25 protein-coding genes and 2 tRNA genes are annotated in these 24,280 nt (G+C 51.6%); 2 read left to right on the top strand and 25 right to left on the bottom strand.

The genetic code is table 11. From position 1 onward, the window contains the following. Positions 1–4: 4 nt before the first annotated feature. The 13 genes from ACOBQJ_RS12475 to rpsF form a co-directional block, all read right to left on the bottom strand. On the bottom strand, positions 5–1,696 hold the full coding sequence (locus ACOBQJ_RS12475; RefSeq protein WP_421072090.1) for a glutamine--tRNA ligase/YqeY domain fusion protein: 1,692 nt from the start codon (positions 1,694–1,696) through the stop codon (positions 5–7). A 283-nt stretch (positions 1,697–1,979) separates the two neighbouring features. Further along, positions 1,980–2,054 (bottom strand) — tRNA-Gly (locus ACOBQJ_RS12470). Between the two features lie 140 nt (positions 2,055–2,194). Continuing rightward, positions 2,195–2,270: transfer RNA gene (locus ACOBQJ_RS12465), tRNA-Lys, on the bottom strand. 112 nt (positions 2,271–2,382) lie between these two features. Further along, positions 2,383–3,669 carry an adenylosuccinate synthase gene (locus tag ACOBQJ_RS12460; protein WP_421072089.1) on the bottom strand — a complete coding sequence of 429 codons (1,287 nt, stop codon included), beginning with the start codon at positions 3,667–3,669 and terminating at the stop codon, positions 2,383–2,385. Positions 3,670–3,684: 15 nt separating this feature from the next. Continuing rightward, entirely contained in the window at positions 3,685–5,073 is a 1,389-nt protein-coding gene (locus tag ACOBQJ_RS12455; RefSeq protein WP_421072088.1) for an NAD(P)/FAD-dependent oxidoreductase, read from the bottom strand. Positions 5,074–5,288: 215 nt separating this feature from the next. Further along, positions 5,289–6,626: a replicative DNA helicase gene (dnaB, locus tag ACOBQJ_RS12450; RefSeq protein ID WP_421072087.1), complete on the bottom strand. Its 1,338-nt coding sequence runs from the start codon at positions 6,624–6,626 to the stop codon at positions 5,289–5,291. A gap of 180 nt (positions 6,627–6,806) precedes the next feature. Next, positions 6,807–8,747, bottom strand: a complete 1,941-nt coding sequence (lonC, locus tag ACOBQJ_RS12445) for a Lon family ATP-dependent protease (protein WP_421072086.1) — start codon at positions 8,745–8,747, stop codon at positions 6,807–6,809. A gap of 61 nt (positions 8,748–8,808) precedes the next feature. Then, complete coding sequence (gene rplI, locus ACOBQJ_RS12440; RefSeq protein WP_421072085.1) at positions 8,809–9,255, bottom strand: 50S ribosomal protein L9; 447 nt, start codon at positions 9,253–9,255, stop codon at positions 8,809–8,811. A gap of 273 nt (positions 9,256–9,528) precedes the next feature. Beyond that, positions 9,529–10,485, bottom strand: a complete 957-nt coding sequence (locus ACOBQJ_RS12435) for a DUF2232 domain-containing protein (protein WP_421072084.1) — start codon at positions 10,483–10,485, stop codon at positions 9,529–9,531. A gap of 4 nt (positions 10,486–10,489) precedes the next feature. Next, positions 10,490–10,804: a MazG-like family protein gene (locus ACOBQJ_RS12430; protein WP_421072083.1), complete on the bottom strand. Its 315-nt coding sequence runs from the start codon at positions 10,802–10,804 to the stop codon at positions 10,490–10,492. Positions 10,805–11,030: 226 nt separating this feature from the next. Next, complete coding sequence (gene rpsR / locus ACOBQJ_RS12425; protein WP_421072082.1) at positions 11,031–11,261, bottom strand: 30S ribosomal protein S18; 231 nt, start codon at positions 11,259–11,261, stop codon at positions 11,031–11,033. 48 nt (positions 11,262–11,309) lie between these two features. Next, positions 11,310–11,723 carry a single-stranded DNA-binding protein gene (locus tag ACOBQJ_RS12420; RefSeq protein ID WP_421072081.1) on the bottom strand — a complete coding sequence of 138 codons (414 nt, stop codon included), beginning with the start codon at positions 11,721–11,723 and terminating at the stop codon, positions 11,310–11,312. A 66-nt stretch (positions 11,724–11,789) separates the two neighbouring features. Beyond that, on the bottom strand, positions 11,790–12,077 hold the full coding sequence (gene rpsF / locus ACOBQJ_RS12415) for a 30S ribosomal protein S6 (protein ID WP_421072080.1): 288 nt from the start codon (positions 12,075–12,077) through the stop codon (positions 11,790–11,792). A 191-nt stretch (positions 12,078–12,268) separates the two neighbouring features. Here rpsF and ACOBQJ_RS12410 point away from each other — a divergent pair, with 191 nt between their 5' ends. Further along, a complete protein-coding gene (locus ACOBQJ_RS12410; RefSeq protein WP_421072079.1) occupies positions 12,269–12,601 on the top strand; it encodes a carbohydrate-binding protein in 333 nt (110 codons plus the stop codon). Here the strand turns inward: ACOBQJ_RS12410 and ACOBQJ_RS12405 are convergent. The 4 genes from ACOBQJ_RS12405 to ACOBQJ_RS12390 all read right to left on the bottom strand — a co-directional run bounded on the left by ACOBQJ_RS12405 (position 12,598) and on the right by ACOBQJ_RS12390 (position 16,625). Next, positions 12,598–12,801 carry a DUF951 domain-containing protein gene (locus ACOBQJ_RS12405; protein WP_421072107.1) on the bottom strand — a complete coding sequence of 68 codons (204 nt, stop codon included), beginning with the start codon at positions 12,799–12,801 and terminating at the stop codon, positions 12,598–12,600. The genes ACOBQJ_RS12410 and ACOBQJ_RS12405 overlap by 4 nt on opposite strands. Before the next feature lie 278 nt (positions 12,802–13,079). Further along, entirely contained in the window at positions 13,080–14,492 is a 1,413-nt protein-coding gene (locus ACOBQJ_RS12400) for an aminopeptidase (RefSeq protein WP_421072078.1), read from the bottom strand. Positions 14,493–14,718: 226 nt separating this feature from the next. Then, entirely contained in the window at positions 14,719–15,447 is a 729-nt protein-coding gene (locus ACOBQJ_RS12395) for a CvpA family protein (RefSeq protein ID WP_421072077.1), read from the bottom strand. Positions 15,448–15,554: 107 nt separating this feature from the next. Beyond that, complete coding sequence (locus ACOBQJ_RS12390; RefSeq protein WP_421072076.1) at positions 15,555–16,625, bottom strand: hypothetical protein; 1,071 nt, start codon at positions 16,623–16,625, stop codon at positions 15,555–15,557. 170 nt (positions 16,626–16,795) lie between these two features. On the opposite strand from ACOBQJ_RS12390, the gene yyaC reads away from it, so the two are divergent. Continuing rightward, positions 16,796–17,395, top strand: coding sequence for a spore protease YyaC (yyaC, locus tag ACOBQJ_RS12385; protein WP_421072075.1), 600 nt, complete (start codon positions 16,796–16,798; stop codon positions 17,393–17,395). 56 nt (positions 17,396–17,451) lie between these two features. Here the strand turns inward: yyaC and ACOBQJ_RS12380 are convergent, their stop codons facing one another. The 8 genes from ACOBQJ_RS12380 to mnmG form a co-directional block, all read right to left on the bottom strand. Next, the gene (locus ACOBQJ_RS12380; RefSeq protein WP_421072074.1) at positions 17,452–17,688 is read right to left on the bottom strand and encodes a YkuS family protein; all 237 of its coding nucleotides are present in this window, start codon (positions 17,686–17,688) and stop codon (positions 17,452–17,454) included. Between the two features lie 48 nt (positions 17,689–17,736). Next, complete coding sequence (locus ACOBQJ_RS12375) at positions 17,737–18,390, bottom strand: phosphoribosyltransferase (RefSeq protein ID WP_421072073.1); 654 nt, start codon at positions 18,388–18,390, stop codon at positions 17,737–17,739. Between the two features lie 190 nt (positions 18,391–18,580). Next, a complete protein-coding gene (locus ACOBQJ_RS12370) occupies positions 18,581–19,273 on the bottom strand; it encodes a DUF554 domain-containing protein (RefSeq protein WP_421072072.1) in 693 nt (230 codons plus the stop codon). Positions 19,274–19,323: 50 nt separating this feature from the next. Beyond that, positions 19,324–20,190 (bottom strand): ParB/RepB/Spo0J family partition protein, encoded by an 867-nt coding sequence (locus ACOBQJ_RS12365; protein ID WP_421072071.1) that lies wholly within the window; start codon positions 20,188–20,190, stop codon positions 19,324–19,326. Beyond that, a complete protein-coding gene (locus ACOBQJ_RS12360) occupies positions 20,183–20,944 on the bottom strand; it encodes a ParA family protein (RefSeq protein ID WP_421072070.1) in 762 nt (253 codons plus the stop codon). Before ACOBQJ_RS12360 ends, ACOBQJ_RS12365 begins: the two co-directional genes overlap by 8 nt. Further along, on the bottom strand, positions 20,880–21,092 hold the full coding sequence (locus ACOBQJ_RS12355) for a hypothetical protein (RefSeq protein WP_421072069.1): 213 nt from the start codon (positions 21,090–21,092) through the stop codon (positions 20,880–20,882). The genes ACOBQJ_RS12360 and ACOBQJ_RS12355 overlap by 65 nt, the downstream gene beginning before the upstream one ends. Before the next feature lie 345 nt (positions 21,093–21,437). Next, positions 21,438–22,157: a 16S rRNA (guanine(527)-N(7))-methyltransferase RsmG gene (gene rsmG, locus ACOBQJ_RS12350; RefSeq protein WP_421072068.1), complete on the bottom strand. Its 720-nt coding sequence runs from the start codon at positions 22,155–22,157 to the stop codon at positions 21,438–21,440. A 222-nt stretch (positions 22,158–22,379) separates the two neighbouring features. Beyond that, positions 22,380–24,278 carry a tRNA uridine-5-carboxymethylaminomethyl(34) synthesis enzyme MnmG gene (gene mnmG / locus ACOBQJ_RS12345; RefSeq protein WP_421072067.1) on the bottom strand — a complete coding sequence of 633 codons (1,899 nt, stop codon included), beginning with the start codon at positions 24,276–24,278 and terminating at the stop codon, positions 22,380–22,382. Between the last annotated feature and the right edge of the window lie 2 nt (positions 24,279–24,280).

Genomic DNA, 24,280 nt, shown 5'->3' with positions numbered 1-24,280 from the left:
CCTTTTATTTCTTCGTCTGTTCGGCCTTCATGATTTTTGCCCAGGTGTCTTTTAAAGATACTATGCGGTTGAACACAGGGGCATTCGCAGTTGTATCGATTGGATCAACACAAAAATAGCCGTGCCTTAAAAACTGGTAGCGGCTTCCCGCCATCGCCCGCGCCAGGCTGGGCTCAACCAGGCAGGAGGTCAGCACCTCACAGGAATCCGGGTTGATACAGGCTTTAAAATCGTCCTCTTCGTCAGGGTTTTCCCTGGTAAACAGGCTGCTGTACAGGCGCACTTCAACCGGGACGGCGTGCTGCGCCGAGACCCAGTGCAGCGTTCCTTTGACCTTGCGCATGCTGCCGGAACCACTGCGCGTTTCCGGGTCGTAAGTGCAGTGCAGCTCGGTTATCTCGCCGGTATTTTCATCCTTCACAACCCGCTCGCATTTTATAATATACGCGTGCTTCAGCCGCACCTCGCTGCCGGGGGCAAGGCGGAAAAATTTCTTGGGCGGGTTTTCGTTAAAGTCTTCGCGCTCAATGTAGACTTCCCTGGTAAAGGGTACCATGCGCGACCCCATTGCCGGGTTCTCCGGGTTGTTCTCGGCTGTCAGCTCTTCGACCTGCTCTTCCGGATAATTGTCGATGACCAGCTTGAGCGGCCGCAGCACGGCCATAACTCGCGGGGCACGGGAATTAAGGTCCTCCCTGATGCTGTGCTCGAGCATCGCGATATCAACCATACTGTTGGCCTTGGCCACCCCGATTTCCTCACAAAAGCTGCGGATGGACTCGGGAGTGTAGCCGCGCCGGCGCAAACCCGATATGGTGGGCATGCGCGGGTCGTCCCACCCGCTGACGTATCCTTCTTCCACCAGCTGGCGGAGCTTACGCTTGCTCATAACTGTGTAGGTAAGGTTTAAGCGGGCAAACTCGATCTGCTGCGGGTGAAATATGCCGAGCGCTTCCAGGATCCAGTCGTAAAGCGGCCGGTGGTCTTCAAATTCCAGGGTGCAGATGGAATGGGTAATGCCCTCGATGGAATCGGATATCGGGTGCGCGTAATCGTACATCGGGTAGATGCGCCACCTGTCGCCCGTCCGGTGGTGCGATGCCTTCATTATGCGGTAGATGACCGGGTCACGCAAGTTCAGGTTGGGCGAGGACATATCGATCTTGGCCCGCAGGACCCGGGATCCCTCCTCGAATTCGCCATCCCTCATCCGCCTGAACAGGTCCAGGTTCTCTTCAACCGGGCGGTTTCTGTACGGGCTCTCCCTGCCCGGCTCGATCAGGGTGCCTCGGTATTTCCTGATTTCTTCAGCGCTCAGGTCGCAAACATACGCCTTTCCCGTCTTGATCAACTGGACTGCGTATTCGTGCAACTGGTCAAAGTAGTCCGAGGCATAGTACATCCTGTCGCCCCAGTCAAAGCCGAGCCACTTGACATCCGCCTTGATTGATTCAACGTATTCGACTTCCTCTTTGGTCGGGTTGGTGTCGTCAAAACGCAGGTTGCACAGCCCGTCGTTTTTGGCGGCGATCCCGAAATTCAGGCAGATGGATTTGGCGTGCCCGATATGGAGGTAACCGTTCGGCTCGGGCGGGAAACGGGTATGGACCTGCCGGCCGTACTTGTTTGTCTCAAAATCTTCGTTAATAATGTTCTGAATAAAGTTTGATGTTGTATTATAGCCGTCTGCGGTCATTCCCCTGCTCCCTTTCATTGTTGTTGTTAAGGCTCATGCAGGCAGTAAACTGGATGTTCCTTAACACAGACTACTGTGAGCGCCATCGATCACAGGATATTTATAATACCATAACAACATTTTACTAAAATTAAACGTCCCTTTTGCCATATTTCCACATATTGTCCAATAATCCTGCCGGTTATGTGCGGTTTCTTAACACGCAAAAAACCCTGCTTATTAACAAGCAGGGTTTTAATAAATACTTTACTGTATAAAACTGTCTTACTACCTCTGAAATTACTGGAGCGGGTGACGAGGATCGAACTCGCAACCCTCAGCTTGGGAAGCTGATGCTCTACCGTTGAGCTACACCCGCCCGGCTTTAATATTATAGCTTCTTTGTTTTTAAAAATCAAGTTTCGGAGATCTGCCAATAACTTAATATCTTAGGTACCGGGTACAACAATTAGAAGCAAATACGGGCGGCTAGCCTGCCGCCCGTATTTTATAACTGGTTGGTGAGCCATCCGCGACTCGAACGCGGGACACCCTGATTAAAAGTCAGGTGCTCTACCGACTGAGCTAATGGCCCAAAAGACCCTACAGTTAGATATGTTACTATAACCCGCATACGGAGTCAACCACTAATATACAGGTTTCGCCGCATAATGGCGAATAATTTTTACCTGTTTTTACAGCGGGCTTTAATTGTACAGGTCAGCCGTCAGTATGGTCTGGGCCCGCCTGCTGCCCACGCCGATCAGGGCTATGGGGGCGCCGCTGATCTCGCTGATCCGGTCCAGGTAACGCCTGGCTTGGACCGGCAGGTCCTCAAGCTTCCTGGCTTTGGTTATATCCTCGCTCCAGCCGGGGAAATCCTCGTAAACCGGCACGCATTCGTTCAACACCTTGAGGCTGGCCGGGAACTCATTAATAACTTCCCCCCGGTAGTTGTACCCGGTGCAGATCCTTACCGTCTCCAGGCCGCTCAAAACGTCCAGCTTGGTAATGGCCAGGTAGTCCAGGCCGTTGATCCTTACCGCGTAGCGGCCAACCACCCCGTCATACCAGCCGCAGCGCCGGGGCCGCCCGGTGGTGGTGCCGTATTCTCCGCCCTGCTTTCTGATCAAAGCGCCGGTATCGTCATTCAGCTCCGTGGGGAACGGGCCTTCTCCCACCCGGGTGGTATAGGCCTTGGCCACACCGATCACGCGCCCGATCCTGGTCGGCCCGATACCCGCTCCGAGACAAGCGGCGGCCGCAGTCGGGTGCGAGGAGGTAACATAGGGGTAAGTGCCGTGGTCCAGGTCCAGCAGGGTCCCCTGGGCGCCTTCAAAGACAATGTTTTGCCCCTGCTGCACCGCGTCATTGACCAGTATGGAAGTGTCGCACACGTATTTTCTCAAGGCTTCGGCATAACCCTTAAAATTATTGAGGACTTCGCCGTAGTCCAGGGACTTGCCGTTGTAAACCTCGGTCAGGATCTGGTTCTTGCTTTTTATGTTCGCCTCGAGCAGCGCCGGAAACTCTTCCGCATCCAGGAGGTCTATCACCCTTATCCCCACCCGCGCTGATTTATCGGTATAGGCCGGGCCTATGCCGCGGCAGGTGGTGCCTATCTTGTTGTTTCCCTTGCGCTCTTCTTCCACCTGGTCCAACTTCTGGTGGTAGGGGAAAATCACGTGGGCCCGCTGGCTGATCCTCAGGTTCGCGGTGCTGATGCCCTGCTTCTCCAGTGACTCCAGCTCTTTGAGCAGGACTGCCGGGTCGATCACCACGCCGCTCCCAATAATGCACATTTTATCAGGGTAGAGGATCCCCGACGGGATCAGGTGCATTTTAAACTCGCGGTCTTCAACCACAACCGTGTGGCCGGCGTTGTTCCCACCCATGTAGCGGACCACCATGTCTGCTTTTTCAGCCAGAAAATCGGTTACCTTGCCTTTTCCCTCGTCCCCCCACTGAGCGCCTATAACAACTACTGTAGACATCTAAAAAGAAACCTCCTAAATCCTATTTGCAATTTCCCTGGCGGCGAGCACACCGGCTGCGGAAGCCTGGGACAGTCCCCTGGTCACGCCCGCCCCGTCCCCTGCCGCAAACAGGTTTTTCACCCTGGTTTCCAGGGACTTGGTAAGGACAAGCCGTGACGAATAAAATTTTACCTCCACGCCGTACAGCAGGGTGTACCTGGAGTATACCCCCGGCGCCAGCTCGTTGAGCGCTTTAAGCATTTCAACAATCCCCATCAGGTGCCGGTAAGGAAAGACCAGGCTCAGATCACCCGGTGTCGCCTCGCGCAGGGTCGGTATGGTCATGCATTTGGCCAGCCTTTCCGTGGTCGACCGGTGGCCGGAAACCAGGTCTCCCAGGCTCTGGACAATAACGCCGCCGCCCAGCAGGTTGGCCAGGCTGGCTATGTACCGGCCGTAAGAGATCGGGTCTTTAAAAGGCTCGGTGAAAGTTTTGCTGACCAGTACCGCGAAATTAGTGTTTTCAGTCTTATTGTACGCGTGGCTGTGGCCGTTTACCGTGATCAGGCCGTCCATGTTTTCCAGCACCACTTCCCCGTTGGGGTTCATGCAAAAAGTGCGGACCCTGTCACTAAAGGTCTTTGAGTAGTATATGAATTTTGCCTCATAAAAAATACGGGTCAGGTGGTCCATAACAGCCGCGGGCAGTTCCACCCGCACCCCTATGTCCACCGGGTTGATCATGGTATCAAGCCCCAGGCGCTCCGCTTCCCGGCTGAGCCACTCCGAACCTTCCCGGCCGGGGGCCAGCACAACATGCTTTGCGTTTATTACCTTGCCGTCCCTGGTTACAACGCCCCTGACGGTATTTTCCTTTACCAGGACCTCTTCCACCTGGCAGGAAGTCCGCACCTCCACGCCGTGCGATACCAGGTATTCCTGCATCCTCTGCAGGACTTCCTGGCAGCGCCCTGTCCCCATGTGCCTGATCCGCACCGGGATCAGCTTTAACTCGGACAGTATTGCCCGGCGCTGGATCTCATTAATTTCCTCCTCGTGCTCCAGGCCGAAGATCTGCTCCGGCGCGCCAAACTTAACGTAAACCTGGTCAATATAGTCTATCAGGCCGGTCAGTCCGTCAACCCCGGTATACTGCTCGAGGCTGCCGCCGATTTCGGTGGAAAGGGTCAGCTTGCCGTCGCTGAAGGCGCCGGCGCCGCCCCACCCGCAGATGGTGGAACAGGGGGAACAGTTGACACAGCCGCCGCCCTGCTCCCGGGCCACGCAGACGCGCTTGTTTATATCGCGTCCCTTTTCAATGATGAGTATTTTTAAACCGGTCCTGGAACCCACCAGTTCAAGGGCGGTAAATATTCCTGCCGGCCCCGATCCTACAATAACAACATCATACTGCTTGCTCACAATACTCCTCCCCCGGCCTTAAGCCGCGCATCCTTTTTTACCGGCATAAAAATAACCCAAACAACAAACCTGCATTAGTTGCTATTTGAGCCATAGTTTCCGCCCCGGATGCAGCTGTCAGGGAACCATACCAGGCAGCAAAAGTATTTTAGCAAACCAAGCTGCCAATGTCAAGAAATTAAGCAAATAAGTGGTCTTTCATGTAAATAATCGGATTACGGCTTGTTTTCATCAGTATCTTTTAAGAGCGGGACAAATTTTGTGTACTCCTTTAAAAATCCCAGCTCGACGTAACCGGTGGGCCCGTTGCGGTGCTTGGCAATAATTATTTCGGCAATTCCTTTTTTTTCTGAATCCCTGTTGTAATATTCATCCCGATATATAAACATAATCAGGTCGGCGTCCTGCTCCAGCGAACCCGACTCGCGCAGGTCCGACATGATCGGCCGCTTCTTGTCACGCTGTTCAACAGAGCGGCTTAACTGGGCCAGGGCCAGTACCGGCACGTTAAGCTCCTTGGCCAGACCTTTTAAGGACCTGGATATTTCCGATATTTCCTGCTGGCGGTTCTCGACCCGCCTGCTCCCCTGCATCAATTGGAGATAGTCGATAACAATAAGGCCCAGCCCTTTTTCCGCCTGGAGCTGCCTGGCCTTAGCCCGCACCTGGCGGACGGTGATGCCGGGAGTATCGTCGATGAATATCGGGATATTGGCGATCCTGTCCTTTGTTTCATGCAGCTTCCGCCAGTCTTCTTCCTCCAGGTCACCCGTGCGGAGGCGGTGCTGGTCAACTTTGGCTTCGGCGCACAGAATACGCTGGACAAGCTGTTCCTTGGACATTTCCAGGCTGAATACCGCCACCGGAATATTATGTTTCAGGGCGGCGCTGTACCCGATGCAGAGGCCCAGGGCGGTCTTGCCCATACCGGGACGGCCCGCCATGATAATAAAGTCGCTTGGCTGCAGCCCGGTGCAGATCCGGTCCAGGTCGCTGAAAGAAGTGGGGACGCCCAGGGCTTTTCCCTGGTTGCTGTATAGGAACTCCAGGTGGGAGAATGTGTCCAGCAGAATTTCCTTGATCGCGAAAAAAGCTGTGGCAGCCCTTCTGCCGCCCAGTTCAGTTATCATCCGCTCCGCTTCGGCGATAAGTTTTTCCGGTTCCTCCCCCTCGTCGTAACCCATGCCGGCGATCCGGGTAGACAGCTGGATCAGTGTCCGGAGCAGGGATTTTTCCTCGACGATGCGGGAGTAATAGCCGATGTTGGCGGCAGTGGGCACCATTTCAGCCAGCGTGGCGATATAGGAAACTCCGCCGGCTTTTTCCAGCGTCCCTTTAATCCTCAGGTGCTCGCATACAGTGACCGGGTCCACCGGGCTGCCGCTCTCGTCCAGCTCAAGCATCGCCTCATAGATCAGCCTGTGGCTTTCCCGGTAAAAATCATCCGGCCGGAGCAGCTTCATGGCCCTGAAAATAGCCTCCCGGTCCAGCAGGATGGCGCCCAGCACCGACTGCTCGGCGTCTATGTTTTGCGGGGGAACACGATCTAACATATGATACCTCGGGAAAAATAATTCTCACGTGAATTTAAATTATAAAAACATAGGAATATATAATTCTCACAAGATTTACAAGATTAGAAAGATTAACAGGATTTAAAAAAACAATAAACTATTTTATTTAAAATTTTAGTGCAGATTTAATTTAGCCTGTGAAAATTTCTTTTGCTTTTATCAACTGACTAGCGCGTCAACTTCCGCGGGTGGAAAAACGTGCGCGATGATCTCTTCCACCGAGCTGACCGGTATTACCTGAATACCCTTGATATCCACCGGTATGTCCTTGTCGTTTTCCACCGGCACCAGCACTGTTTTAATTCCCGCCTGCCTGGCGCCGTAAATTTTCTCGAACACGCCGCCTACTGCCCGGGCTTTGCCCTGGATGGAGATCTCGCCCGTCACGGCCACGTTTTGAGTTATCGGGCGTCCCTGGATGGCGCTCAGTATGGCCAGAAAAATCGCCACTCCGGCCGACGGCCCGTCGATCCTGCCCCCGCCTACCACGTTTACGTGCAGGTCGTAATTGGACAGGTCCTCGCCGGTCAGCTTCCGTATCACCGAGGCGGCGTTGAATACCGAATCCTTGGCCATGCTGCCGGCCGTGTCGTTAAAACGGATAGTGCCCTGGCCTTGGCTGCGGGCAGGGAAAGCCACGGCTTCGATTTCCAGGACCGATCCCAAAAACCCCATCACGCCCAGGCCGAATATCTTGCCGATTTCCCGTTCGGAAGAGGCCTTGCGCGTTACATAGGGGCTCAACCTGCTTACCTGGGCCACCTCCATGACGTCTTCCATCCTTATCGCGGGACGGCAGCCCTGCGCGTCACTGCGGTAACAGGCCATGCCATAAGCGTCGGCCAGGATGTTGATGGCCTTGCGTCCTTCTATGGTATATTCGCTGATAATTTCGGGAACCGCCTCGTCCATCTCCACCTCGAGCTTGCCCGCGGCCTGCTGCAAAATTTCCCTGATGTCCTTCGGTGTGAGCGGCTCGAAAAATATCTCCGCGCAGCGGGAGCGGATAGCTGGGTTAATCTCCTCCGGGTCCCGCGTCGTAGCGCCGATGAGGACAAAGTCCGCCGGGGCCCCCTCCTCAAAAATCTTTTTAATGTACTGGGGTACGTTGGGGTCATGGGGGTCGTAATACGAAGAGTCAAAAAACACCCTTTTGTCCTCCAGCACTTTTAACAGTTTGCTGTGCAGTAACGTGTCCATTTCACCAATTTCATCTATGAAAAGGACTCCCCCGTGGGCATCGGTGACCAGGCCCAGTTTTGGTTCCGGCACCCCGGTCTCGGCCAGGTCGCGCCTGGCACCCTGGTATATCGGGTCGTGCACCGACCCCAGGAGCGGGTTTGTCACTTCTCGCGGGTCCCAGCGCAGGGTAGCCCCGTTTACCTCAACAAAAGCGGCTTCGCCGGCAAAGGGCGTGCTTTTGTTGTTTTTAGCCACTTCCAGGGCCAGCCTGGCCGCGGTGGTCTTGCCCACGCCGGGCGGCCCGTAAAGGATCATATGCTGCGGGTAGGGCGAACCCAGTTTTGCCAGGAGCGCCTTGACCGCCCGCTCCTGGCCTACTATTTCCTCGAACGTGGACGGACGCAAAAACTCCATCGCCGAAGTGGACAGCTTGCGCTGCTCGAGCTTCTCAAGTATGGCCAGCTTCTTTAAAGTTTGGGCGTTTTCCGCGCCGGTGTTTTCCTTGATTACCTGCATTTTTATTTCTTTAATATATTCCTCGTGCCGCTGCTGGAGTTTTTCGCTTATCTTTTTCTCCAGCTTGTCTTCCACGGTGCGCCTGGCGATATTATCGGCAATTTCCTCTTCGATTTCTTCCAGGACGGCCGGGATTTCCTCGTAGGCCGGCGGTGTGTCGTAAGTAGGGTCCTCGAAAACAAGTTTCTGGAGGGCGAGGACTCTTTCCTCCAGCCGCTCGGAGCGCATAAACTGCAGCGCTTCCAGTTTGCCCGCCCTTAAAACCAGCTTATCGGAGCCGTAAAGGTTTGCCAGCAGGCTGTATAACGCGGCCACCTGGCGTTTTATCTGATCATGGCCCTTTAATCTATCGGAAGTTTCGTTTTTGGCGCTCCCAATAAATTTTTCGAGAAATACTTTCATCTTGTGCTCCTTTCAATGCCGCAAATAGGTTAAATGAGTCACAGGATCAGACGGGGCGGTACTACTCGGCAACTACCTCGACTTCTATATCAGCCTGTACTGCCGGGTGCAGCTTGGCGGTTACTGAATAGGTGCCCAGATGTTTAATCGGCTCCTTTACAACCAGTTTCTTTTTATCCAGCTTTATTTTATGCTGGGCGGCCAGGGCGTCGGCTATATCCTTGTTGTTTACTGAGCCGAAAAGCCTGCCACCCTCTCCCTGTTTCGCTTTCACAATGACCTTGAGGTTATTCAGGCTGGCTGCCTGCACCCTGGCCTCCTGCTCTATCTTCTCTTCCTTTGCCGCCTGCGCCTGCCGGCGGACGGCCAGTTCGTTCATTTTGCCCCTGGAGGCCTCAACCGCCATCCCGCGCGGGAATAAATAGTTGCGGGCGTAACCCTCCGCTACGTTTATAACGTCCCCACTCCTGCCCTGGCCGGGCACATCTTTCGTCAGTACTACTTTCACGATTGACACCTCCTAAAGGTTTCCTGAGATTACTTGAGCACTATCCAAAAAATAAATAGCTCCCGGGCAAACAAATTGACAGGATTTACAGGATTCTAGTAATTCTTTTTTAACCTAAACATTAAATTTTTTTAAATAGATATTTTTAACTTGCCCATATAGGCTGGTAAAAAGGTATTATAAAAAATATTTAAAATCATGTTAATCAGTTTAAATCTTGTTAATCCTATCTGTTTGTTTTTATTTTTTTATTCTAAATATTATTATTGAATTTTACGTCTGTGGCGGCAGCCGCCTGAAGTTTACCAAAGGGTCAACAAGCCCCAGCAGGATCAGTGCAACCATGCTGAAAGGCAGATAGGCCAGAGCAAATATCAGGAATACCAGCTTGACCGGCCAGACCACGTTGACCCTGCGAAAAAAATACGACGCGACAGACAAGCCCATCACGATATACAGCCAGAAAAGTATAAACAGGATGTTTTTACCCGTTTTCGCCGCCAGCAGCCACGAAAAATTATCTCCGGCCAGGGTAAGCGCCAGTCCCGCAATCGGCCCCCAGATACTGTACCAGGGCAGTGAAATCATGGTAAAGGCCAGCCCCGGGGCAAGGAAATATTTCAGGCGCGCCAGGCAGGCCCTGGCAAAAAAATATGTTAGAGCTGCTAAAGCAGCTGAATTGACAATATACTGGCCCGGGATCAACAGTTCAAGGGCTGAAATCAGGCTTTCACTAATTTCACCCTCTAATTCGGAAGGTATACCGTTATACGCGCCCATGTCCCGGTATGCGGCCATGGACTGCTCAAACGCGATGCGGCCTTCCTCCCCCAGCACAAACAGGTTGTTCCCGGCAAAATAGTTCAGGACCAGGTATAAAAAAGCCGAAACGCCAGCGTAAAGCATCCCGGTCGCCAGTGTTTTGCCGGATGAAATCCTGTTCTTAAACAACAGCCCGTATAAAACGCCGAGCAGCCCGTATTGAAAAATCAGGATGGAAGCCGCAGTCGGGGGCATTAAAATAAAAAACACCAATCCTGCGGCCGCAAGCCCCAGCAGGGCGTAACGGGCGTCGATTTTCAATACAGTCAGCATCGCCGGCAGGGGCAGCAGCATAGCGGTTACAAAGTAAAGGGGCGGCAGATAAACACCTGCCAATCCGGCGATGGCGAACATTGATGTAAAAAAAGCCCACTCCGACAGGGCTCTCGGCTTCTCACCAGTTGTCAAGCCATCACCTCTTTTTGTCAACCAGGTAATTTAAGAGGGTTGATAGATCGCCATACCACCTCTCCGTTTCATGGTCCTCGTCAATCCCCTGGCGCAGCTTTGCTTCAACTTTTAAATCCAGGCGTGAGAAACTTACCCCCAGCCTCCGTCCCAAAACATAACATGTAATTAAGAGGCTGGCCAGCGCGTCAAGAATAAGTTCCTCGCTGCCGCGGAGCATCGATTTGAATAACGCGGCGACAGATGTGACCAAATCGGCTTTGAGCCACTCGATAACTTTTATGTTCTTGGCGATGCCGCCTTCCTGAGCGGGAATCATGGGGAGCCCTCCTTCGGTAAACAGACTATAAATATTCTGCGGCGCAAGTTTCTTTTCCTGCCTCGGATGATCGGTTTTACCTGTTATTTGTTGCTTTGTTTGTTTAGAACCCCCTGATTAAACTGATAAATCAAATGCCAAGAAAGCCTGGAAAAACAAAAGATGGGCGTTCGCCCATCCTTCTGGTTCCTTTTTAGTTGCCGTCCCGCATTTTACTATGCGGCCCTTATTCCGCTGTAAACGGCAGGAGGGCTATGTTCCTGGCCCTCTTTATTGATGTGGTCAGCATGCGCTGGTGCCTGGCGCAGTTGCCGGAAATCCGGCGGGGCAGAATTTTCCCCCGCTCGGTAACATATTTTTTAAGGCGCGGAACGTCCTTATAATCTATGGCTTCCATTTTGTCTACACAAAAACTGCATATCCGCTTTTTACCTCTGCGGCCCCTTTCACGTTTCAATGGTATGCCCCCTTGCATAGGCAGCCTCATGCGAGGCGCCCCTGTTTATTAAAATGGGATGTCATCCTCGTTAAAACTGATCTCACTGCCGTAGCCGCCGCCTTCAGAACCAAGTGCGGCGCCGCCGGCAGCCACGCTGCCCTCTTTGGCCCGGTCCAGAAAACGCACGTTTTCAGCCACGACCTCGGCAGCCTTTCTGCGTACCCCCTGGTTGTCCTCATAGGAGCGCACCTGCAGCCTTCCGTCAACCGCCACCAGCCTGCCCTTGCCTAAATAGCTGGCACAGGTTTCGGCCAGTTTCTGCCAGACCACGATGTCAATAAAGTCGGTTTCCTTTTCCCTGTCCCTGGACTGGCGCCGGTCCACTGCCAGAGTAAACTTGGCCACAGCGGCCCCGCTGGGGGTATAGCGCAGTTCCGGCTCTCTTGTAAGCCTGCCAATCAAGATTACTTTATTGAGCATTTCTTTCACCACCTGGCTTTTCTATCGGAAATGGCCGGGTAGCCTCCCGGTTTTTCTGCCCCGGCCCTAAATATCTTCCCGCACAATAATATGCCTGAGCACTTCGTCTGTAATCTTAAAAACGCGGTCAAGTTCTGTCGCTACTTTTGGTTCAGCGTTCATATGAGCTATGATGTAAACGCCTTCCCTCAGATCCTTCACCTCATAAGCCAGCCTGCGCTTACCCCACTTGTCTATCTTGAGGACTTCCCCGCCGTGGGTTTCAATAAGGTCTTTGAATCTCTCAATGAGCGCCGCGCTTTTCTCCTCGTCCAGGTCCGGACGATGGACAAAGACTACTTCGTATTTGCGCAAAGCAAATCACCTCCTCCCCGTGGACTGTGGCCCTACCGCAAAGAGTAGAGCAGGGACGAACGTCAAAAATTTTGACTAAAGAATTATAGCACAGCGCGTTGCAAATGGCAAGGAAGAAAGAAAAAGGAATAAACCAAACTAATAAACCTTCTGTCTTCTACACAAAATAAACATGAAAAGGAGGCGTTGTTATGAACACTATAAAAATAAAACCGCACACCTATTCTCATTCTATCCGGGGAGTAAAGGTAAAGCCCATGGCTGATGACGGCAAAGAGGTAAGTATATTTTACGACGGACTGCTGGCTAAAACCGGCGCGGGGCAGGTTTTCCTGCACTGCGGTTACGGTGATAAAAACGATTGGGAGAAAGTTAACGACATCGAGATGAAACAGGTGAGCGACGGCTGGGAAAAAACCGTGTCCATAAATACCGGGAACAGCCTGAACTTTTGTTTCAAGGACGGATCTGACAACTGGGATAATAATAACGGCGACAACTGGGCGTACCGTATATCCTGTTAATTGTTTGTATCAGCGCCGGCCGCCTGCACCACTGCTTTGACTGATTTCTCGAATTTAGGCCGCGGCAGCAGCAGCACCCTGCCGCATTTTAAACACTTAATCCGGAAATCGACGCCCACACGCAGAACTTCCCACAAGTCCCCGCCGCAAGGGTGGGGTTTTCTTGTTTTTACCACATCTCCCAGAGCATATTTATGTATTGCGATAACCCCCTTAGAAAACCGGGCCCGCCCGGAACAGAACAAATTGACATGATTAACATGATTTAATTTGATTAACAAGTTTTAAAAATAAATAAATTTAGAAATATTTATTTTTAACATTTATCAGTTAGATATTGGCAGCATGTAAAAATTATCAAACATAATTTATTTTGTTATAGCTTAAAAAGAATTATTTAATTGTGTAAACCTGATTAATCCTGTAAATTCTGTCAATATGTTTACCCGTGGGTTAAATCAAACAGCTTATTTAATATTCAGGACAGAAGAAAAGCCTTATATCCCTTATATGTCATGTATATGTCAGCCTTGCTGGCTATCTCAAAAGTCGAGTGCATGCCCAGCAAAGCCACGCCGCAGTCCAGAACATCCATACCGTGCGCGGCCATAATATGGGCAATGGTGCCACCGCCCCCCTGGTCGACCTTGCCGAGTTCTCCGGTCTGCCAGACCACTCCGGCACCGTTAAATAAACGCCTGATATCGGCCATCACTTCGGCGTGAGCGTCGCTCGTGGCATATTTACCCCTGCTGCCGGTGTACTTGGTCAGCACCACTCCCCCGCCCAGGCGCGCCGCGTTCGATTTTTCATAGGCGTCGCTGTAATTCGGGTCCAACCCTGAGTTTACGTCCGCGGATAGAGCCCGGGAATAAGACAGGACCCGGCGCAGTATCAATTCGTTGTATCCGGCCACACAGCGGGATACGATTTCCGCTGTGGCGTTGACAAAAAATGATGACTCCATTCCTGTGTTGCCGGTGCTGCCGATCTCTTCCTTGTCAGCCAGCACTACCAGGGCAGTCCTCTCCGGGACGCTGATTTCAGCCAATGCGCGCAGGGAGGTATATGCGCACACCCGGTCGTCCTGCCCGTAACCACCGATAAAACTGCCGTCCAGTCCCACGTCGTTCGGCAACCAGGCAGGGACCAGCTCAATTTCCGCGCTGATCAGGTCCTCTTCCACAATGCCGTACAGCTTGTTCAGACGTTCCAGGACAGCAAGTTTGAATCGGTCTTTTAATTCTTCCGTTCCAACGGGGATGCCTCCCGCTAAAACGTTTAAACTCTCCCCGGGAACCGCGTCGGCCATTTTCTTGTCCATCTGGTCCTTGGCCAGGTGAGGCAGCAGATCAGATACGGTAAAGACGGGCTCTCCCGGTTTTTCGCCGATCACAACCGATATCGCGGACCCGTCTCCTTTTATCACCACGCCATGCAGGGCCAGCGGCACGGAAAGCCACTGGTACTTTTTTATTCCCCCGTAATAATGAGTCTTGAGCAACGCAAACCCGTCTTCCTCGTAGAGAGGCTGCGGCTTTAAATCGAGACGCGGGCTGTCGAGGTGGGCGCCGATGATGTTAAATCCGTGAGCAGCCGGGTTTTTTCCAATAACGGCAGCTATTAATGTCTTTCGGCGGTTTAAGGTGTATACTTTGTCACCCGGCCTCAACATAGATGTTTCCTCCAGGGGGCGGAAGCCCGCTCCAGCCAGGTAGGCCTGTGCTGCCGCCACAGCTTCCCGTTCAGTTTTAGCGGAACCCAGGAACTTTTTATATTCCTCACAAAAAGCCACTGCCGCGTTTTTTTCGCCGCCGCCCATCCGGTCCCAGGCGTTTTGCCTGCGGTACGCGAGCTTTGCCGCGGGGTGCTGCTCCTTGTTATCAGTCATTTTAAAGCCTCCTTTTATAATTGGGACATATCTCTGACCTCATCTATTGGCATTCCATATCGGGGACATACCTCAGCCGCAGAGCCAGACCCCAAACAGAGGTGTGTCCCCATTCCTCTGTTATTGTATGTTTGCTAAGACACGAGTCTGCTGGCATATGAGAGATGTGACCCCATTTCTAATATCTGCAGTTTTGCCGTATTTAACTCTAGAAATTTTACTTCGTTCAAACAGATTTCAAAGGATTGTTACCGTCAGTATTTAACGGAGGAAGCCCCTGCAGCGGGCGGTCAATAGCGTTAAAAAGGGGCACAAAATAAGGCAGCATCTTTGAATCAGAAAAAGCCCCGTTCCCGCTTGACGACTTCCCGCCCGGCGTTTGCGCGGGATTTCCGGGCTGCAGGTCCGCTCGCTGAAAAGGCGATATCACTGTCAAGAATATCATCACAATTATTATGCCTTTAACCCCGCCAAAGAAAAGACCGCCAATGTGATTGAGCGGCCCTAAAAAGCTTACGTCCGCAATCCTGGTAAGAATATGGCCGGCCATATTTACAGCCCAGACAGTTAACGCGATCAGGGCTAAAAAACATATCGCGTTAATTATCACCGCGGTAAACGACCTGGCCAGGTATTCGCCATAAGTGTTCAGCATGCCGTACGGGTCAAGCGGGGCCGCCGGCGACGCCGCGGGCCCCGCATATAATGCAGGAGCTGATGTTAACTTGACCGGAAAGAAAAATTCTAAAATTTTACCGGTCAGCGGCATTATTTTATCTTCCAGGCGCCATTGGTTATTCAGATATCCCGCCAGATCGCGGTAATAGGTCAGGCCTAAGCCAAAACCAAGCAGGATTCCGGCCAGCTTCGCCACGCTTGACACAAGCCCGGAGCGCAGCCCCTGGAAGGCGGATAAAGCAAGTGCGGCCACTATCAACCAGTCCAGCCAGTTCAATAACCTCTTTCCTCCCCACGGTATCATTTTCAGAAAAGCCGCTTTACAGCTTAAATACTTCTGCTTTAATTAATTATAAGGAATATTTACCAGTTGTGAAGAGCTTTTTAGCGATTCCGGCAAAAACAAAGCAACGGCCTGGCCAGCAGGGCGACCAACAGCACCAGGCCGGCATAACCGAACAGAGGATAGAGAAAACGGACCAGGCTGCTGAAACTGAAGCTGGCGAGGGGCAGGGCCAGGAGACATGAGCCGATTCCATACAGGCGGTAAGAGACCCCTCCCGCGGGAGCAAGCCTGCTGGCAAAACCATGCGCATTCGCTATTGTTGTTGTTAATATAGCCAACCAAATCAAGAGTCCCAAACCCAGGCGGAGCACTGGGCCAAAAGAGCCGGCCAGGTACAGCATGGGGACCTGGTATGAGGCTGCTTCAGGCATGTGCGCCAGCCCTGCCGCGGTTACCAGAAAAACTGCCAGGCCAAGCAGCAGCCCTCCCAGCACCCCCCCTGCCAGACCCGTTTTCAGAGGAACTGTATTTCCCAGTGAGGAAAGGACAGCCACCGGTACGACCATATTGTAGGAGACATATAAAAACCCCGCCAGCGCCCAGCTGCCCGCTACACCGCCGCTTGCCGCGGCGCCGGCGTGAAAACCTGACAGGCCGCCCGGGCTAAGAAGAGCGGCCAGTGATATAGCCAGCACTGCCAGGTATTTTAAAGGAACAAGGCAGACATTGGCGTTTAAAACTCCTTCCAGTCCCCCCATCAGCACCAGGGAGGTCAACACCGCCACAGACCAGATCCCGGCTCCGGCCGGCAGGTCAAATTGCTCGCTGAACACGGCGGCGCTGCCTGCCATCATCACCCCCACCCCGCCGAGCAGCATGAAAAGATTAAAGATATCCATAAAGCGCCCGGCCTTTTCACCCAACAGGAAACCTAACAATTTTTTGTAGCTGCCGGAACGCATGGTTATGGCCAGATACATCACCAGCCCGCCCAGGTAGGCGAAAAGGATTGTCGCAAGAGCCGCTCCAATCAGACCTGATCTGCCGTGCAGGATAAAAAACTGCATTATTTCCTGTCCTGATGCGAATCCGGCGCCAATAACGGCGCCGATATAGGCGCTGATCACCTTGGCTAAAAGCCAGTAACTCTTCTGCCTGATAATAACCACCGCCTGGAACAGTATGTGTCGCCGCTTGAAAAAAGGAGTCCAAATACGGCCTGTTCCAATTCTATGCCCTAAAATTAAAGTTCTGACTAAAAATTATTAAGATCAGGAATAACTGCCCCCCCCTTTGGAAATAAAATATAGTAGTTTGGCTGTTCCAGGAGGAAAATAAAATGATTACTTTAAACGGACGTTCGCAGCTCAACAATGCTGAAAAAACAAAAATTCATATAGAGGACTTGATGGCAACCAGCAAGTTTGCCAGCGATCTGTCTTCGCGCCTTAAAAAGCACGATATTGACAATCCCAGGATCCTTCTCTGTATAGGGACCGACCGTTCTACAGGTGACTGCCTTGGTCCGCTGGTGGGAACGAAAATAGACCTGCTTAACCAGGAATATTTTGAGGTATACGGCACCCTGGACAACCCGGTCCATGCCAGCAACCTGAAGGACACCCTTGAAAAAATATACAGCAAATATAAAAACCCTTTAATAATTGCTGTGGACGCCTGCCTGGGGCGGATTGAAAATGTAGGCTGCATAAACCTTGGCGACGGTTCTCTCAGCCCGGGCGCCGGTGTAAACAAAAGCCTGCCGCCGGTCGGGCAGATCCACATCACAGGTATTGTAAATGTAGGCGGCTTCATGGAGTACATTGTGCTGCAGAATACCCGCTTGAATATAGTGATGCGGCTGGCTGACGTAATTGTAAGCGGGCTCAGCAAGGTTATAGCGGAGTTTTCACGCCCGCAGAGCGCCCGGGGGTACTAAACGCTTCGCAATCAATAAAAACAACCCTGGTTCAACCCAGGGTTGTTTTTATTGATTTAAAGACGCGACTTGAGGTCGCTTAATATCTGATCGGCCGTTTTGCCGCGGGCGTCGATAACGGGCTGCTTATTGGCTATATCCTGCATCCCCATTACATTCATGTCCATACCGGTTATGATAGTCGCGTCTACCTTGCTGCCGGCGCCCGGTTTGACAAGCTCATAGCCTTCCCTGGTCATGGTATCCCTGACAACGCTCGACAGGCCCTCTTCAACGGCAATAATTTTCTTCATAAGAAATGCCCCCTTTCCAACCAGTATTGTTTGGGGAAAGGGGTGCTTTTATTCTTTAACTTTCTTCAACTCTTTGATGATTTTTATTACCTCTTCATCACGGGTCTGGTCAAATCTTTCGTAAAACTGTCCCACTGCGTAGAAGTCTTCCGGGACGTGCAGGCAGACTGCATAGTCCACTTCCTTCTTTAGCTGGGCGAGAGTATCGGGGGGAGCCACCGGCACAGCCAGGATCAGCTCTTTGGGATGCAAAATTTTGGCCGAACGAAGACAGGCAAACATTGTGTAGCCGGTGGCGACACCGTCGTCCACTACAACGACTTGAAGGCCGGCCATGTCCTTATGCTCTTCAGTCCCGCGGTAGAGAGCCGTCCTCCTTTTTATTTCCTTTATCTCCCGGGAAATCGCTTCTTCCAGTTCAAGTTCGGTTATCTTCAGCATTTCTACCAGCTGTTTGTTTAAAATGGTTGACCCATCCTGGGTTACAGCCCCGACGGCAACTTCTGGATTCTGGGGAGAGCCGATTTTGCGCGGTATAATCAAGTCAATCTCCAATCCGAGCTTTCTCGCGATTTCCGCCCCCACAACCACGCCGCCGCGGGGGATTGCCAGCACCAGACCCCCTCTTTCCACACGGCCCGCCAGCCTTTCCGCCAGCTGCTTACCGGCATCAACCCGGTCTTTAAAAATCAAGCTCTTCACCCCTTTGCAAAATATTTTTTACAAATCTCATATAGTTGTTACCAAAAACCGCGTAATAAAAAACGTGCGGCTGCTGGTAATGTTTAGCAGCCGGTCCTTGAGTACTATCCTCAGCCCTGCAGGTTTATTTAAATATGAAAACTTAAAATGTTTCACGTGAAACATTTTCCCTGCCTGCCACCAGTTTAAGTTATCCCGGTATAATTTTAGGCAGCCAGTAGGCCAGCGGAATCGCGTAAAATATTGACGGCAGCAAACTGCCGACTTTTATTTCCCTGATACCGAGGATGTTAACGCCAATACCTACTATTAACAGTCCCCCAACCGCGCTCATCTCCAGGACCGCCGCCGTACTTAAAAAACCTTTTGAAAAACTGGCCAGCATTGTAATTGTACCCTGGTAAATAAAAACCGGAAGAGCCGAAAAAGCAACTCCCGGACCCATGGTGGATGCAAACAAGGCTGCCGAAACTCCGTCCAGTGCCGCCTTGGTAAATAGTATTTGATGGTTGTTGTTAAGCCCTGACTCAATGGAACCCATGATAGCCATGGCTCCAACGCAGTAAATCAGGCTGGTGGTAACAAAAGCCCTGCCCGCCTCGCCTGCCGCGCCTCCTGCTTTTGCGTCCACCCACCTGCTCAGGCGGTCGAGCCACCCCTCTATGTTCAATATTTCACCGGTCAGACCCCCCAGCACCAGGCTGACTACCACAACCAGTATCTGCTGGCTTTTAACCGACATCTGAAATCCAATTAACAGGACGGCAAGCCCCAGGCCCTGCATTATTGTGTTGCGTACCCGATCCGGCAGGCCTTTTCTGAAAGACAGGCCCACCATGGCGCCCAGTACTATTGCCGCCGCGTTTACTATTGTCCCTGTCAAAAAATGTACACTTCCTGTCTCGCTACGCAAAATTGTTTCACGTGAAACATTTATTCTTTCCGCCCTCTAATTACAAGGCCCAGGATCCTCTTGAGGTCATCCTGGTTGCTGAACCCGATCTCCAGTTTCCCGCCCCCGCCGCGTGATTCTTTAACCTTTACCCTGGTATTTAAAAATTTCTTCAGCCGCTCCTCGGCCTTCAGCAAGTCCTGTGCCGGCGCCTGCCTGCTCACGGAGGCCTTTTTCCCCTCCAGGGCTTCCCGGGCTATTTTTTCAGCCTGGCGCACGCTCAGCTGCTGTTCCGCGATTTTTTCGGCGACAGCTATTTGCTGCCTGGCATCATTTATCACCAGCAACGCCCTAGCGTGCCCGGCGCTTATTTTCCCCGCGTATATCAATTCCTTGATCTCGGCGGGGAGACCAAGCAGCCTTAACGTGTTAGCGACTAAGGGCCTGCTTTTCCCAACCCTCCCTGACACCTCTTCCTGGGTCAGGGCAAATTCCTCCATTAACTGGCGGTATGCCGAGGCTTCCTCCAGTGGGTTGAGGTCCTCACGCTGTATGTTTTCGATCAAAGAGGCTGCGGCTGCTTCCAGGTCAGGGCAATCTTTAACAAAAGCCGCTATGGTTTTAAGTCCCAGGCTCTTACAAGCCCGCCATCGTCGTTCGCCGGCGATAAGCTCATATCCGCCGTCAGCGAGCTTCCTTACCAGCACCGGCTGTATAACCCCGTGCTCCTTAATTGAATCAGCCAGCCCGTCCAGTTTATCCTGGTCGAACAACTGCCTGGCCTGGCGTTGGGCGGGCTTGATTGCGTCTATATCAATTTCCAGCATTCCTTCCTGGCCGCGGGGAACTTCTTCAGCAACGGGTATTAATGCCTGCAGTCCTTTACCCAGTCCTCTCCGCTTACTCAACTCCCATCACCTCTTTCGCGAGCTCATGGTATACTTCCGATCCCTTGGACCTCCGGTCGTAAACCATTACCGGCTTGCCGTGGCTCGGCGCTTCGCTCAGCCTTACGTTTCTGGGCACAATAGCCCTGTAAACCTTGCCTTTAAAATATTTTTTAACCTCATCAACAACCTGTATGGATAAATTAGTCCTCCCGTCAAACATAGTCAGCAGCACCCCTTCCAGAACCAGGTCTTTGTTGAGGTTCTGCTGCACCCTCTGGAAAGTGTTCAACAGCTGCCCGAGGCCTTCCAGGGCATAATATTCGCACTGGATGGGGATCAACAGGGAGTCTGCCGCGGTCAGCGCGTTAATGGTGAGCAAACCCAGGGAGGGAGGGCAGTCAATAAAAATAAAGTCATAATCGTCCTTTATTTCCGCCAGAGCTTTTTTCAATACATGCTCCCTTTCGGCAACTCCTACCAGCTCTATTTCCGCTCCCGCCAGCTCAATGGTCGCGGGCAGGAGAGCGAGGTTCTCCACCGCGCTGGGCACAATGACATCCCGCACAGGCATTTTGTTTATCAGAACATCGTATATGCAGCTTGCCACTGCTTCCTTGTCGACGCCTACACCGGTTGTAGCGTTCCCCTGCGGGTCTGTATCTATGAGCAGTACCTTCTGCCCCATCAGAGAAAGCCAGGCGCCAAGGTTAACTGCTGTGGTGGTCTTGGCCACGCCGCCCTTCTGGTTTGCAATTGCTATGGTCTTTCCCATATTTCACCCCCGCAGGTTTCTTTTTCAACTTTTTTATTACTTCTCTGTCGACAAAATATTTCCTTTTGCAGGCCCAAATTTGCAGCTGTTTTTTATTTGTTCTTATATAAAAACTGCCTTCTTTAAAACCTTCTGGGGCTTTTTTCACGATCACGCCAACAAAAAACCCGCCGCAAGCGGGTTTAAACACATTGACAGGATTACTAGGGATTTACTTAATTAGTCTTAATATATATTTTTCACATGGTTTACAAGATTATTAAGATTTACAAGATTATTAAGATTTACAAGATTATTAAGATTTACAAGATTATAAATAACTTTCTAAGTACGAGACAGTACAAAATTAATACAAATAATTTTCATTAACATTTTATATTTTTAAAAAATCCTGTTAATCGTTTTTTCATCTTGTTAATCCTGTTAAAATTTTTTACTTATCTCTATAGTTGAAATTAGAGCTAACCAGGTTCAAAACTATGGATCAGCCAAATTACAGGGGTTTTTTAGCCGGGATGCCGGCGCGCCTGGGGTAAGTGTCCGGTGTCGCTTTTATTTTACTGATCACGACCAGTACTCTTTCATCTCCCGTGCAGGGGAGATGAATGTCTACAGCCTCTTTAACAGCTCCGCCCAGGACGGCCAGGGCATTTTGGGCCGTCTTAATTTCCTCCTGTGTTTTCGGCCCTTTCATGGCTATAAAAACGCCTCCCGCCTTGAGATGGGGAAGGCAGTATTCAGCCAGCACGGCCAGAGGCGCCACCGCCCTGGAAACAACCACATCATATTTATCTCTAAAAACATTTCCCCGGCCAAAATCCTCGGCCCGCGCATGGACAGCTTTAACATTTTGCAAGCCCAACCCTGTTATAGCCATATTTAGGAATTTTACCCTCTTTTCTGTTGCTTCCAACAGGGTTATCTGCAGGTCAGTACGAAATATAGCCATAGGCATACCCGGAAAACCGGCGCCCGATCCTACGTCCAGGACCCTGGCGCCTGTTTTGACGTCTACCGCTTTAAAGCAGGTCAGCGAATCGATAAGGTGCTTTACCGCAAATTCTTTTTCGTCAATTATAGCGGTAAGATTAAAGCTTTTATTGGTTTCAACAACCATGTGATAAAATTTTTCAAACTGGTCCAGCTGCTCTTCCGCAAGTTTTATCCCTGTTTCAGCGGCCCAGCCCGACAGGACCTCTCTCAAAACATTCATATCTCACCTTAAAAAAATAATTCAAATATTTTTCACAGGATTAACAAGATTATCAGGATTTACAGGATTAAAATAATATTTTATTCATAAAAAATTATTATATCCCTTGTTAATTCTTAAAATCGATATGATACACATTTTTCATAATTAAAATCAAAATATATTGATTAATATAGTCTTAAAATCTTGTTAATCTTATAAATCCTGTTAATTCTGTGATAATTATTTTGTTTCTTTGCTTTCTTTGCGGCGGCGCTTTTGTTCCAGGTATATTAAAAGCACCGATATATCCGCCGGTGTGACCCCCGCTATCCTGGAAGCCTGGCCTATTGATACCGGCCTGACCTGCTCAAGTTTTTCCCTGGCTTCGGCTTTAAGGCCCCCGACCTCCGCATAGTCCAAATCCAGAGGGATTTTCTTCTCTTCCATCTTTTTAAAGCGTTCCACCTGGGCCTGCTGTTTTTTTATGTAACCCTCGTATTTCAGCTGGATCTCCACCTGCTCCCGCACTTCCTCCGGCAGGTCGGGGTGTGCTCCGGGCAGGCGCAGCAGGTTTTCAAAGCTTATTTCGGGGCGGCGCAGTATCCCGGCCAGAGACGCGCCCTGCTGGGGCAGATCGGCGCTTTTTAATTCCTGTAATATTTTTTTTGTTTCTTCGGTTACAGGGACCATGGTTTTTTCCAGACGGGACCTTTCCTCCCCGATCATTTTTTTCTTATTTTCAAAGGCTTTATATCTTTCCGGCGTTACAAGGCCGACTTCAAAGCCTTTTTCAGACAGCCTGAGGTCGGCGTTGTCCTGCCTTAAAAGGAGCCTGTATTCCGCCCTGGAGGTAAGCATACGGTATGGTTCATCAATTTCCTTGGTCACCAGGTCGTCTATCATCACGCCTATATAAGCCTCCGGCCTGCCCAGGGTGAAAGGTTCCCTTTCCCTGACATAGAGGGCGGCGTTAATTCCAGCCACAATACCCTGGGCCGCCGCTTCCTCGTAACCGGAGGTGCCGTTGATCTGGCCGGCTGTGAACAGACCCGGCACAGTTTTAGTTTCCAGAGACAGCTTTAACTGGGTGGGAATAATATAATCGTATTCAATGGCGTAGCCGACCCGCATTATCTCCACCTTTTCCAGTCCGGGCAGGGTGCGCAGCATGGCTAACTGCACGTCCTCGGGCAGGCTGGTGGACATGCCCTGGACATACATCTCCGACGTGTTTTTTCCCTCCGGCTCTATAAAAACCTGGTGCGCCGGTTTATCTGAAAACCTCACTACTTTTGTTTCTATCGACGGACAGTAACGCGGGCCCAGGCTCTGGATAAGCCCGGTATAAAGAGGCGCCCGGTACAGGTTGTCACGTATGATCCGGTGCGTTTCCTCCGTTGTGTACGTCAGCCAGCAGGGCATCTGTTCTCTTTGTTTGATGTCCGATATAAAAGAAAAATTATGGGTCTTTTCATCACCCGGCTGGATGGCCATGCGGCTGAAATCAATGCTGTTGCGGTCGACCCTTGCCGGTGTGCCGGTTTTAAAGCGGCCGAGCTTCAGCCCCAGTTCAGCCAGGCTGTCAGACAGGGCGACTGACGGAAACTGCCCGTTCGGGCCGCCGGAAAAAGACAGGTCACCGATAATAATTTGCCCTTTTAAATAGGTGCCTGTGGTCAGCACAACCGCCGCAGCCTCAAACACGGCCCCGGTACTGGTCACAACGCCGTTGATTTTTCCCTTTGAGGCTGTCAGTCTCTCGACCAGCGCCTGTTTTAGATCGAGCCCCGGCTGCATTTCCAGTACCTGTTTCATGCCGGCCTGGTAGCCCTTCTTGTCTGCCTGCGCCCGCAGCGCGTGTACCGCGGGTCCTTTAGCCGTGTTTAAAAGCCGCATCTGGATAGAATGCCGGTCCGTGTTCAGCCCTATCTCGCCGCCCAGGGCGTCGACTTCACGCACCAGGTGTCCCTTGGCCGGCCCGCCCACCGCCGGGTTGCAGGGCATCAGGGCGACATTATCCAGGTTTAAGGTAAGCACCAGGGTGCGGCAGCCCATCCTGGCCGCGGCAAGGCCAGCCTCGCAGCCCGCGTGTCCCGCCCCTACCACTACGACATCATATTTTCCGGCCAGATACTCCACTT

Origin of the sequence: Pelotomaculum propionicicum (genome assembly GCF_048984525.1) — a bacterium.
Classification (GTDB): domain Bacteria; phylum Bacillota; class Desulfotomaculia; order Desulfotomaculales; family Pelotomaculaceae; genus Syntrophopropionicum; species Syntrophopropionicum propionicicum_A.
The sequence above is the reverse complement of the archived record's forward strand: the minus strand, read 5'-3'. Positions and strand labels throughout refer to the sequence as shown.